This window comes from Micromonospora sp. WMMD734 (assembly GCF_049178975.1).
GTDB classification, from domain to species: domain Bacteria; phylum Actinomycetota; class Actinomycetes; order Mycobacteriales; family Micromonosporaceae; genus Micromonospora; species Micromonospora wenchangensis.
In genome coordinates, this window is the sequence record NZ_JBMHMK010000001.1 from 3,913,822 (window position 1) to 3,926,434 (window position 12,613).

The 12,613-nt window shown below is 75.2% G+C and carries 10 protein-coding genes; 2 read left to right on the plus strand and 8 right to left on the minus strand.

From position 1 onward, the window contains the following. Positions 1–4: 4 nt before the first annotated feature. Entirely contained in the window at positions 5–1,285 is a 1,281-nt protein-coding gene (locus ACN267_RS16550; RefSeq protein ID WP_421489071.1) for a hypothetical protein, read from the minus strand. A 109-nt stretch (positions 1,286–1,394) separates the two neighbouring features. Here ACN267_RS16550 and ACN267_RS16555 point away from each other — a divergent pair, with 109 nt between their 5' ends. Beyond that, entirely contained in the window at positions 1,395–2,225 is an 831-nt protein-coding gene (locus tag ACN267_RS16555; RefSeq protein ID WP_421489072.1) for a DNA-formamidopyrimidine glycosylase family protein, read from the plus strand. 151 nt (positions 2,226–2,376) lie between these two features. Beyond that, positions 2,377–5,982 (plus strand): hypothetical protein, encoded by a 3,606-nt coding sequence (locus ACN267_RS16560; RefSeq protein WP_421489073.1) that lies wholly within the window; start codon positions 2,377–2,379, stop codon positions 5,980–5,982. A 61-nt stretch (positions 5,983–6,043) separates the two neighbouring features. On the opposite strand, the gene pspM is transcribed toward ACN267_RS16560, so the two are convergent. The 7 genes from pspM to ACN267_RS16595 all read right to left on the minus strand — a co-directional run bounded on the left by pspM (position 6,044) and on the right by ACN267_RS16595 (position 12,524). Continuing rightward, a complete protein-coding gene (pspM, locus tag ACN267_RS16565; protein WP_421489074.1) occupies positions 6,044–6,832 on the minus strand; it encodes a phage shock envelope stress response protein PspM in 789 nt (262 codons plus the stop codon). 22 nt (positions 6,833–6,854) lie between these two features. After that, the gene (locus tag ACN267_RS16570) at positions 6,855–7,727 is read right to left on the minus strand and encodes a PspA/IM30 family protein (protein WP_204956965.1); all 873 of its coding nucleotides are present in this window, start codon (positions 7,725–7,727) and stop codon (positions 6,855–6,857) included. Positions 7,728–7,915: 188 nt separating this feature from the next. Next, positions 7,916–8,359, minus strand: coding sequence for a helix-turn-helix domain-containing protein (locus ACN267_RS16575; RefSeq protein WP_204956964.1), 444 nt, complete (start codon positions 8,357–8,359; stop codon positions 7,916–7,918). Positions 8,360–8,525: 166 nt separating this feature from the next. Further along, positions 8,526–9,101 (minus strand): CinA family protein, encoded by a 576-nt coding sequence (locus ACN267_RS16580; protein WP_204956963.1) that lies wholly within the window; start codon positions 9,099–9,101, stop codon positions 8,526–8,528. A gap of 128 nt (positions 9,102–9,229) precedes the next feature. After that, positions 9,230–9,850: a response regulator gene (locus ACN267_RS16585; protein WP_281899672.1), complete on the minus strand. Its 621-nt coding sequence runs from the start codon at positions 9,848–9,850 to the stop codon at positions 9,230–9,232. A gap of 41 nt (positions 9,851–9,891) precedes the next feature. After that, a complete protein-coding gene (locus ACN267_RS16590; RefSeq protein ID WP_421489075.1) occupies positions 9,892–12,024 on the minus strand; it encodes a sensor histidine kinase in 2,133 nt (710 codons plus the stop codon). 38 nt (positions 12,025–12,062) lie between these two features. Then, on the minus strand, positions 12,063–12,524 hold the full coding sequence (locus tag ACN267_RS16595; protein WP_204956961.1) for a hypothetical protein: 462 nt from the start codon (positions 12,522–12,524) through the stop codon (positions 12,063–12,065). Positions 12,525–12,613: the final 89 nt, after the last annotated feature.

A 12,613-nucleotide genomic window follows, 5' to 3' on the forward strand; every position in this document is an offset into this window, starting at 1 on the left:
CCGGTCAGCAGTGGGACACGGTGCCGCCGTACACCGAGGACACGTACGCGTGGCTGACGTACTGGCCACCGGCCAGCCGGTTCCACCTGTTGGTGGTCCGGTACGTCCCGGCGACCGTCTGCCCGGTGACGTAGCACTGGATGGGCACGTTGGCGTGGGTGGCGGCGAGCCCCCGCACCGGGTACGAGGTGCCGGGGCCGGTGCGGATGTTGAGCGGCCCGGAGCCGATGACGCCGCGCGGGCCGCTGCCGGTCCACAGGTACGTCACGTCGACCCAGGCGTTGTCGGTGAGCAGCAGGCCGTCCCAGAAGGTGCCGTCGGCGAGGTCGATGCCGGCGGGGTTCAGCACGGTACGCCCGAACTGGTCCCTGCCGCCGTTGTAGCCGTACTGGTAGGCGGCCTGTGCCTCGGGTCGTCCCTGCGGCAGGTCCTTCCAGTTCTCGCGGACGGCGGCGGGGTTCCAGTAGTCGTCGCGGGTGTTCCACGGGCCGACGTCCCAGACGGGTGCGTACTCGCAGCGGCTGCCGCTGGTGGTGCAGACCCGCACGGTGTAGTCCCCGGTGTCGATCGGGGACAGTCCACGTCGGGACGGCAGGGCGACGAAGTGGTCCCGGGGTTTGATGGTGCGCCCGTTGGCGGTGACCCCGCCGACCTCGCCCTCCCGGGTGGCGAAGACCCGGTAGCTGCGCGCGGCGGTGGGGGCCGGGGTGGCGGCGGCGGTGGTGTCGGCGGTGAGCCGCACCGCGCGTACCGATGCGGCGGCGTGCGCGTCGCGGGTGGTGAGCAGCACCCGGGCCTGGACCCGGGTGACCTGGCGGTCGAAGACGGCCGGCCCGGTGCCGGCCTCCCGCCACTCGGTCCAGCCGGTGGCCCGCCAGCCGCGTACCTGGACGCCGACGGTGGCACCGGTGGCCGCCTCGGCGGTGAGGTCGGCGCGGACCCGGTTGGCCGGGCCGGCGAGGGTGCGCGCGGGGGCGAGCAGCACCCCTTCGGCGACCGGCGCGCCCAGGGCGGCGGGCCGGGTGCGCCGGGTCGGGTGCGGGTCGGCGAGGCGCAGCCGGCCGGCTCCGAAGCGGACGTTGACGTCGTCGCCGCCGGCCACGGCGAGGTCGACGGTCCAGTGCTCCTCGCCGGTGGGTGCGGCTGGGGCGGCGGCGTGGCCGGGGGTCTGGCCGGGGGTACGGGGTGCGGCGGTGGCGGCGGTCGGGACGAGACCACCGGCCAGGGTCAGGGTCAGCAGACCGACCAACAGGGACGACGGGTGACGACAGGGGCCAAAGGCCATAACATTCTCCTCAAGACTCCCCTATAGTGCATTTTTTCATAGATCGACAGGAAGCACGCTACAAATAGCGATACATGCGAATTCTGTTCGGACGAGGGAGAATGCTGGGGTGCCCGAGGGAGACACCGTCTGGAACACCGCCCGCGTCCTGCACCGCGCGCTCGCCGGGGCCCGGCTCACCGGCAGCGACTTCCGGGTGCCCGCGCTGGCCACCACCGACCTGACCGGCTGGACGGTGACCGAGTCGGCCAGCCGGGGCAAGCACCTGCTGCTACGGCTGACCGCGCCGACCCCGGTGGCGTCGACCACCGCCTGGACGCTGCACTCCCACCTGCGGATGGACGGCGTCTGGCGGGCGTACGCCCCGGGGGAACGCTGGACGGCCCGGCCGGCCCACCTGATCCGGGCGGTGCTGCGCGGCGCGCAGGCGGTGGCGGTCGGCTACCACCTGCACGAGTTGGCCCTACTGCCCACCGCCGAGGAGGAGCGCCTGCTCGGACACCTGGGCCCCGACCTGCTCGGCGCGGACTGGGACCCGGCCGAGGCGGTCCGCCGGCTGGCCGCCGCCCCCGGGGTGACCATCGGCGAGGCGCTGCTGGACCAGCGCAACCTGGCCGGGGTGGGCAACCTCTACAAGTGCGAGCTGCTGTTCCTGCGCGGGCTCTCCCCGTGGACGCCGGTCGGCGCGGTGCCCGACCTGCCCGGCACGGTGGCGCTGGCCCAGCGGCTGCTGGCCGCCAACCGGGGCCGGTGGACCCAGAGCACCACCGGCTCGCTGCGCCGGGGCCAGACCAGCTACGTCTACGGGCGGCGGGCCCAACCGTGCCGCCGCTGCGGCACCGCCATCGCCAAGGAGGACCTGAGCGAACGGGTCACCTACTGGTGCCCGACCTGCCAGCCCGCACCACCGCCGGTCGACCCGGCGGCACCTCCCGGCTGACGGGACAACCTGCAGAGACGGACGAATGGGTAATTCCTATCCGGCCGCCGACGTCGCATGCTGCGGTGGAGTGCTCACCGTTCGTAACCATCGGACGCGACCGCCACCACGCCGGGGTGGGGGCGGCGGGTCCCCGTGCCCGGGGAGAGCCATGGCCCTGTTCCGCAGACTGCGACCGCACTGGACGACCCGGGTCGCCCGCCCCCACCGGCCCGACCGGCCCACCGTCCCGGCCGCCCGCACCGGCGAACCCGATCCCGCGCCGGCGACCCTCGACCCGGCCGCCGTGCCCCGCTACTTCGGCCCGGTGCCCAACTTCGCCGGCAGCCCGCTGCCGGTACGCGACCCGCAGAGCCGGGTGGTCACCGGCACCGGCCTGCGCAAGTTCGTCGACGCGCTGCCGCTGCCCGGCCCGGCCGGCCGCACCGAGCTGGGCGGGCACCTGCCGGTCGCCGTCCCGGACACGGTAAGCTGGCCGGGCTGCGACTACTACGAGATCGGGCTGGCCGAGTACACCCAGCGGCTGCACCGGGACCTGCCCACCACCCGGCTGCGCGGCTACCGCCAGCTCAACCTGGGCACCGACCCGCACGGCCACAACACCGTCGCCCCACCCGAGCGGCCCTACCACCTCGGGCCGCTGATCATGGCCCGACGGGGGCGGCCGGTCCGGATCAAGTTCATCAACCAGCTCCCCACCGGCCCGGCCGGGGACCTGTTCCTGCCGGTCGACACCAGCCTCCCCGGAGCCGGGGCGGGGCCGCTTCAGGGGCCCGCGCCCTACCCGCAGAACCGGGCCGTGCCGCACCTGTCCGGCGCGCACACCGGGTGGATCAGCGCCGGCAACCCCTGGCAGTGGGTGACCCCGGCCGGGGAGATCACCCCGTACCCGACCGGGCCGGGCCTGACCCACGTGCCGGACATGCCGCCGCCCGGGGCGGGAGCCACCACGCTCTATTACCCGAACGCGCAGAGCGGCCGGCTGATGTGCCTGCACGACAACACCCTCGGCCTGTCCCGGCTGACCGTGCTGTCCGGTCAGTTCGCCCTCTACCTGCTCACCGACCCGGTCGAGGAGGAGTTGACCGCCGACGGGGTGCTCCCCGCCGACCAGATCCCGCTGGTGATCCAGGACCGCACCTTCGTCCCCGACGACGCCCAACTCGCCGCCGAGGACCCCACCTGGGACCGGGACCGCTGGGGTGCCCGGGGCAGCCTGTGGCACCCGCACGTCTACCAGCCCCGGCAGGACCCGTACCGGGAGCACGGGCGCAACCCCACCGGCCGCTGGGACTACGGCCCGTGGCTGCCCGCCGTGGACGGGCAGGACGGGCCCCGGGTCGGCCCGGTGGACAACCCGCACCACGATCCGGTGGCCGCGCCGCACGAGCCGCCACAGGCCCCCGGGGTGCCGCACCCCAGCGCCGTGCCCGAGGCGTACGGGGACACCATGCTGGTCAACGGGGTCGCCTACCCGTACCTGCGGGTGCGGCCGACGGCGTACCGGTTCCGGATCGTCAACGGCTGCGCCGACCGGTCGGTCAACCTCCAGCTCTACCGGGCCCGCTCCGACGGGCCGATGTGGCAGGCCGACGGGAGCCTCGCCGACGCCGACGCCGGTGAGGTGCCGATGGTGGAGGCGGTCCGCGCCCCCGGCCGGCCCGCCGACTGGCCCACCGACGGGCGCGACGGCGGGGTGCCGGACCCGGCCGCCGCCGGCCCACCCATGATCCAGATCGGCAACGAGTGCGGGTTGCTCCCCGCCCCGGTGGTGCTGCCCAACCGGCCGGTCGGCTACCGCTACGACCGCCGCGACCCGACGGTGCTCAACGTCGACTCGGCCGCGCTGCTGCTCGCCCCCGGCGAACGGGCCGACGTGATCGTCGACTTCTCCACCCTGCCGCCCGGCGCGACGGTGCTGCTCTACAACGACTGTCCGGCCCCGCTGCCCGGCTTCGACCCCCGCTACGACCGGCACACCGCCGCCGGGGACCGCCGTGCCGAGGGCGGCGGCCCCACCACCCTGCCCGGGTACGGCCCGAACACCCGTACCGTCCTCCAGTTCCGGGTTTCCGGCACCCCGGGTCGCCGGTACGACCTGGACCGGCTGGCCGAGCGGCTGCCCGCCGCGTACGCCGCCGGCCAGCGCCCGCCGGTGGTCCCGCACCCGGTGTACGACCTGGCGTTCGGCACCACCACCGCACGGGCGACGGTCGCCTCCGCGCAGGCCACCTCGCTCACCTTCACCCCGCCGGGCGGCACCACGCCGGTCACCCTGCCGATCCAGGTGAAAACCGTGGGCCCGGTCTTCGAGCCGGAGTACGGGCGACGGGCCGGCCGGCTCGGCGTACCCCACCCGGGTGCCGGCCCGCTGGGCCCGGTGACCCTGCCGCTCGGCCCGACCGACCCGGCCACCGAGATCCTCGTCGCCGCCGACCCGACGGTGGGGCCGGCCGACCCGGCCGACGGCATCCAGCTGTGGCGGATCTGCGGGACCGGCCGGCAGACCCACCCGGTCCGGTTCGACGGCTGCGACGTGCAGGTGGTCAACCGGATCGGCGGGGACGGCACGGTCCGCGCCCCCGACGGCGGGGAGCGGGGCTGGAAGCAGACCGTCCGGGTCAACCCGGCCGAGGACGTGGTGGTGGCGCTGCGACCCGAGGTGCCGCCGCTGCCGTTCAAGGTCGCCGACAGCCTGCGGCTGCTCGACCCGACCCGACCCACCGGGGTACGCCTCGACGCCAGCCCGGTCAGCCCCTGCGACGGCCGGCCGGCGACCGTGGTCAACCAGCAGGTCAACCTGGGCTGGGAGTTCCGCTGGGCAAGCGGCGCGGCGGGACTGCGGGACCTGGGCATGAGCCGGCCGCTGGTGCTACGGGTCTCGCCCCGCGCGCCGACCGGGCTGACCGCGACCCCGGTGCCCGGCTCGGCGACGGCGCTCCCGGCGATCGCGCTGGCCTGGACGGGCAACGGCAGCCGGCCGGCGGCCACCGGGCATCTGCTCCAGCGGGCCACCGACGCCGGTTTCACCGCCGGACTGACCACCATCACGGTGGCGGCGACCGCGACCCGGTACACCGACGCCAGCATCACCCCCGGCGTGACCTACCACTACCGCATCCGGGCCGAGAACGGGGCCGGCTGCTCGGCCTGGTCGAACAGCAGCCCGGCGTCGGTGCGCCTGTCCGCGCCGGGCGGGCTGGCCGCGACGGTGCCACCGGCGGCGCCGCTGCGGGTGGCGCTGCGCTGGGTGAACCGCTCCTTCGCCACCGGGCTCGACGTGCAGCGGGCCACCAACCCGACCTTCACCAGCGGTCCGGGCACCACCGCCGTGCCGGTGTCCGACCACCACCTCGATCCGGCGGTCGCCCCGGAGACCACGTACTACTACCGGGTCCGGACCACCTACCTCGGTGCGGCCTCACCGTGGTCGACGGTGGCGACGGTGACCACCCCGCCGGTGCCGGAGCTGCCGACCGGGGTCGCCGCGACGGTCGCCGTACCCGCGCCGGACACGGCGACAGTGTCGTTGAACTGGGTGGCCAGCGTCCCGGCCGGCCCGGGAGCCGGGTTCGTGGTGCAGCGGGCGGTGGACCCGACGTTCGACCGGGAGGTGGTTAGCTTCACCGTCACCGGCCGCAGCTTCACCAACACCGGCCTGGCCCGGGGGGTCACCTACCACTACCGGGTCCGTTCGTTCAACGTGGTCGGCAGCTCACCGTGGACCGGCCCGCTGCCGGTGCACACACCCGACTGAGGTCACCCGGCCCGGTCGTGGGCAGCCGCGCGGCAGGCCGGGCCGGCCTGCCGCGCGGCGCTCAGCGGGTGGGGGTGCGTTGCGGTTCGCCCACGGCGCGCAGCTCGGCCAGGGCGGAGGCGACGCCGTGCAGCAGGTCCGTCGCCTCCATCAGGCGGGCGGCGGACGGGTCCGCGAGGACCTCCGGGTGGGCGTCCTCGGCGACGTAGCCGGCCGCGGCGGCGACCAGTCCCTCGTAGGCGGTCACCCCGGTGACCAGTTGGTCGAGCAGGGCACGGTGGGCCTCGGCGAGCCGGGGCCGGGCCTCGGGTGGGGCGAGCCGCAGGGCGCGCTCCACCCCGGCCGTCCGGTCGGCCAGGTCGCGCAACGAGCGGTCGGCGGCGGCGGCCTCCAGCACCGCCGGCTCGGCCAGGCCGGTCAGCCGGGGCGCGATCCCGGCCAGGGTGAGCGCGGCCCGGTCCAGCCGGGCCCACGACTCGGCGGCGGAGGTGCCGCGCAGCGCGAACCGGGAGCGGAACCGGCGGGCCTCGGCGAGCACGCCGGGGCCGACCGGGAGGCGTTCGACGGCGGCGACCAGCCGGGCCCGGGAGCGGGCGGCGGCCTCGGCCGGGTCGAGGGCGGGGGGCACCGGGCGGGCCGCGAACGCCCGCAGGTCGATCCAGCGCCAGGCGGCCAGCGCGACGGCGCTGCCCGCGGCACCGGCCCAGGCCGCGTCCGGCAACCCCAGCCCGGCGTACGGGGTCAGCACCGCGGCCGCGCCGGTGAGCCCACCGGCCAGGACGCTCCACCGGCGGGCGGAACGCCGCAGCCGGCCCAGTCGACGGAAGTGTCGCGTTCGCTCGTCGGCCACCCGTACCTCCTCGTGCCGGCGGTCAGCCGGCGGTGGTGTCCCCCACGCCGCGGTCGCGGCTCATGCTGGCCCGGATCTCGTCCAGCCTTGCGGCGGCGGCCGGGTCGGCCGTCGGGGCGGCCGGCTGGGCCTGCTGCTGTGCCGCCGGCTGCTCCTGCCGGCCACCGAGCTGGTCGCCGGCCATGCTGGCCCGGATCTGCTCCAGCCGGGACGACCCGGCGCTGTCCAGCGTCGACTTCTGGATCTCCAGCATCCGTCCCTCGACGGAGTTGCCGGCCAGCTCGGCGCGGCCCATCGCGTTGGCGTAGCGGCGCTCGATACGGTCGCGCACCTCGTCCAGCGAGGGGGTGTTGGCCGGCGCGGTCATCGAGGACATCGACTCCAGCGACCGGGCCACGCTCTCCTGCATCTTGGCCTGTTCGAGCTGGCTGAGCAGCTTGGTCCGCTCGGCGAGCTTCTGCTGGAGGATCATCGAGTTGTTCTCGACCGCGCGGCGGGCCTGGGCGGCGGCCCCGAGCGCCTGGTCGTGCAGGGTCTTGAGATCCTCGGTGGCCTGCTCGGCGGAGACCAACTGGGTGGCGAGCACCTGGGCGGACTGCTCATAGCGGCCGGCCTCGGCCTCGTCGCCCTTGGCCCGTGCCTGGTCGGCGAGGACCAGCGCCTGCCGGGCGTTGCCCTGGAGCCGCTCGACCTCGGTCATCTGCCGGGAGAGCTTCATCTCCAGCTGCCGCTGGTTGCCGATCACCGCCGCCGCCTGCTGGACCAGCGCCTGGTGCTGACGCTGCGCGTCCTCGATGGCCTGCTGGATCTGCACCTTCGGATCGGCGTGCTCGTCGATCTTGGCACCGAACAGCGCCATCAGGTACTTCCAGCCCTTGACGAACGGGTTCGCCATCTCCGCAGTATCCCCTCAGTAGCGTCGCTGCGCCTCGGCCACAGCGGGGCCGGACGGGCCGCCCGACACGCCCCCCATCGTCGCAACCCGACGCCAGCAGGGCCGATCGTGCCGTGGGGAGTGCTCCGGCGGCCTGCGATCAACACTACGCGGCGTCGGCCACCCCGGCCACGGGACGGACGGCGGGGTCAGGCAGCGCAGACCACGTCCCGGTCGCTCGGGCGGACCCGGGCGCTGCGCAGGGTGGCCTTGAGTGGGGATTCCTGGCGGACCGAGACGGCGACCGCACCGTCGGTGGTCACCTGACGCACGCCCCGACCGGTGGCCTTGCGCACCCCGGTGGCGGGACCGGCGGCGGCCGGCTCGTCCTGCACCGGCATGAGCACGCCCGGCAACTGTTCGGCCAGCGCCACGGTGTCGCTCACCTCGCGGAGCAACTCGGACAGGCGGGCACCCAGCGCGTCGCAGATGGCGGCAAGCAGCTCGCTGGAGGGTTCCTTCTGGCCGCGCTCGATCTCGGACAGGTAACCGAGGCTCACGTTGGCGGCGGTGGAGACCTCGCGCAGGGTGCGGTGCTGACCCTGGCGGCGCGCCCGAAGTGCGTCACCGATCACCCGGCGTAGCAGGACCATCGCACCTCCCCCTGACGGGATTTCACGCTCCGGGCGGACCGTCGCCCTCGCCGGACGCGGTCGACCGCGCCGCCGCCGACGCCGTACGCCGGAGCCTTCCCGCAACCGTACCCGTTGGTCGGCCCGGCGACATCCCACCCCGCCTGTCGGATCTGGACAACACCGCTCACCGCCGGCCCGCGCCGGCCGGCGGCGCCCCCGCCGCCGGCCCGGGTCGCGGGCCCGGCCCCGGCTCCGGAAAGGCCCTGTGGATACGCGTCGCCAGCAGGCGTAACGCCTCGATCACCGCCGTTGCGCGGATGTGGTTCCGGCCTCCGTCGAGGTCGAGCCGGCGGACCACCGGGCCACCCGGCCCGGCCACCGCGACATAGACCAGACCGACAGGTCTGCCGTCCTGCGGCTCGGGACCGGCCACCCCGGTGGTGGCCAGCCCCCAGTCGGCGGCGCAGCGCCGCCGACCCCCCTCGGCCAGGGCGATGGCCACGTCCGGGTCGACCGGCCCGCGCTGGGCCAGCAGATCCTCGGGTACGTCGGCCAGCCGCGCCTTGAGTTCCGTGGCGTAGGTCACCAACCCACCCCGGTAGACGGCGCTCACCCCGGCGATCTCCACGATCGCGGCGGCCAGCAGCCCACCGGTCAGGGACTCGACGGTGGCCAGGGTCTGCTGCCGCTCGTGCAGGCTGTGCACCACCCCCGCCGCCGGGCTGCCCGCGGGTCGCTCGTGCTGCGCATCGGTCCCCATGCCGTCCTCCTTCCCCGACGTCACCCTGCTACTCATGTCGGCCCGACCGATCATCGTGTCAGTTCCCGCCCCGCCGGTGCGGCGTCCGGGCGGCATCGTCGGATCCGCTCCCGCCCGCCGGATCAGGGTCACCCGGTGAGGCCGGCGTCCCGGGCGAGCAGGGCGGCCTGGACCCGGTCGGCCACCCCGAGCTTGGCGAAGACGGCCGACAGCTGGTTGCGGACCGTCTTCTCGCTGAGCCCGAAGTGGCGGGCGATCCGGGCATTGGTGTCGCCGCCGGCCAGCCGGCGCAGGATGTCCCGCTCGCGCGGGGTGAGCCGGTCGAACGGGGGCGGCAGCTCGACCGGCTGGCGGCGCAGGCTGGTCAGCACCTGCGGACCGACCCGGGGGCCGAGGACGAGCCCGCCGCCGGCCACCGTCCGCAGCGCGTCGACGATCACATCCGGGTCGGTGTCCTTGAGCACGTAGCCCCGCGCGCCGGCCCGCAGCGCCCGACCGACCACGTCCTCGTCGTCGGTCATGGTCACCATCAGCACCCGGATCTCCGGCCGGCCCTGGACGATCCGCCGGGTCGCCTCCACACCGTCGCCGTCCGGCAGCGCCACGTCCATCGCGACCACCCCGACGGACTCGGTCGACGCGATGCCGATCGCCTCGGCACAGGTGGCGGCCTCCAGCACGCCGTCGACCCAGGTCTCGCCCTCCAGCATCGTCCGCAGGCCACGGCGGACCACCGGGTGGTCGTCCACGATCAGCACCCGGACCGGCCCGCCACGAGTCCCCTCTCCCGTCACTGCCCTCCCCCTCCCGCAGCACTCTGCTCCACCCCGGGACCTCCGGTGATCGAGAGGTCCGCGTCATCCTCCAGCACCGGGGGACCTTCGGTGATCAAGAGGTTCGCGTCATCCTCCGGGCGGATTCTGACGCGAACCTCTTGATCACCGGGAGCGGGCGGGGCGGGGGGCAGGGGGAGCCGGACGCGGATCAGGGTGCCGTGCGGGTCGCGGTCGACGATGTCGCTGCCGCCGCCCAGCTCGGCGGCCCGCTCCCGGATCGAGTCCAGCCCGACGCCGCCGGTCCGGCGGGCGACGATGCCGGTGCCGTCGTCGGACACCTCCACGACCAGCGACCGGCCCCGGCGCACCACCACATCGCAGCAGGTCGCCCCGGCGTGCCGGGCCGTGTTGGCCAGTGCCTCGCCGACGATCCGGTACGCCGCCACCTCCACCGCCGCCGGCAGCCCGTGCAGCGGGTCCGCCACGCTCAGCCGCACGGTCAGGGTCGGGCCGTCGAAGCGTTGGCACTCGGCCCGCAGCGCCGACTCCAACCCCCGGTCCAGGGCCGCCGGACGGAGCTGGTCGACCAGTTGGCGTACCTCCCCGGTGCAGGTGAGCAGGTCGTCGGCGAGCCCGTCGAGGATGCGGGCCAGCCGGGCCTGGTCGACGGCGGCGAGCTTGCGGGCCGCGCGTACCTGCATCGACATGCCGGCCAGGGTCGGGCCGAGCCCGTCGTGCAGGTCCCGGCGCAGCCGGCGGCGCTCCTCCTCCCGGGCGGTGACCAGGCGTTCCCGGGAGTCGCGCAGGTCGCGGATCAGCCGGGCGGTCGCGGCGGCCACCGAGGCGTGCAACGCGACGTCACTGAGCAGCCGCCGCTCGACCGGGGTGAACCGGGTGCCGGGTGCCCGGCGGGCCACCACCAGGCGTCCCACCCGCTCCCCGTGGGTCACCATGTCGAAGCGTTCCAGGGTGGTGGTGGCCCGGCCGTGCGCGGCGTGCACCCGGGTGGGCCGCCCGTCGTCGGCACGGTCCCCGCCGAGCTCAACCGCCACGTACGGCACCTGGAGCGAGCGGGCGATGGTGCCGGTCAGCAACGGCAGCACCGCCTCCGGCTGGACCGTCCGCTCCAGCAGGTCACCGAGGCGGGCCAGCACCGCGTACGGCTCGTCGCGGTCGCCGTAGAGCAGCCGGTTCACCCCGCGCTGCACCCGCCGCCGCAGCGGTTCGAAGGTCACCGCGATCAGCCCGGTGGCCACCAGCGAGGCGTTCGAGGTGTCCCCGCGCAGCACGAGGTCCCGCAGCAGGGTGACCACCCCGACGAAGGCGGCAATCACCAGCAGGCTCATCACCAGCCAGACCAGGGTCCGGTTGATCACCTGTTCCAGGCCGTAGAGCCGGTAGCGGAGCACGGCCAGCGTCATCGCGCCCGGGATCGCGATCACCATCAGCACCCACGCGCCGGACAGGTTGAGCCAGTCCAGCAGGAAGCCCAGCAGGAACAGCGCCCCGGCGGCCAGCAGGCAGGCGAGCTGCTGGCGGGCCTCGCCGACGGCCCGTCGAAAGCGGCGGGCGAGCGCCACCAGCACGGCGACCACCAGCAGCAGCTCCACCCCGACGGTCAGCAGGGCGACCCGGACCAGCAGCCGCGCGGTCGGGTCGGCGGCCGTCGTCGCGGACAGCAGCAGGCCCCGGGGGTCGCTGGTCGCGGCCACCGCCAGCGCCACGGCCGCCACCGCCGTGGTGACCACCAACCCGACCGCGACCGGCCGGAACCCCCGGCCCGGCAGCCGGCCGTCCGGGAAGACCAGCAGGGCCAGGAAGATCAGCCCGTACGGCGGCCACCAGAGCCACTGCCCCAGCCAGGCCAGCGGGGTGACCGCGGGCCAGCTCAACGCCAGCACCGCCGTCCCGGCGACCAGTCCGGCGGCCAGCATCAGCCGGCCGACCGGGTGACCGGGCAGCCCGGCGAGCACCAGCGCGCCGAGCGCGGTGAACGCGACCGCGATCGTGCCGGTCAGCGCCGCCGGCCCGAGGGCCGCCGGCTGCGGGTACCACCACTGCCCGGCCAGGACGAGCCCGGCGACGACCAGGCCCGCCCCGGCCAGGACCCGGCGGGACGGGGACAGCACGGCGATGGGCGACGGCACGGCAGGCCCTCCGGGGTGTCGGTCGGTGGTGGGATCGGTCAGTCGGCCCAGCCGGCGGCGTGCATCGCGTTGTGCAGCCAGTTGCCGGTGTCGTGTTCGAGGTGGTCGGGCAGGGTGCCGATGTCGTGCGGCAGGTCCGGGCCGTCCAGCCGGGGCAGTTGGGCCAGGGCCTGCTCCAGGGTGATCCGGGAGCGGGTGAGTACGTCCGGGTGGCTGCGGACGTACTGCGCCACGTGGGCGAGCACCGCGGTCAACCGCTGCCGGACGGCCTCGGGCTGCGCCGGGGCGGTGCCGGCGTCGAGGGCCTCCAGCCGCCAGTCGGCGGAGTAGACCGGGTGCAGCCGCCTCCCGGTGACGTCGAAGAACTCGACGGCCCCGGCGAGCTTCTCGCCGTGGTCGGCGGTCGACAGCAGGTCGGACAGGTCCTGGTAGACGTGGCAGAACGTGTCGTCGGCCGCGATCAGCACGATCCGTCGGTCGTCGCCAGCGGTCAGGGTCATGATCACTCCTCGGGTGCCGTACCTGGACGGCGGGGCCGGTCGCCCGGCACCCGTCCGCCGCAGCGTAGGTGGTCGACAGTCCACAGTGG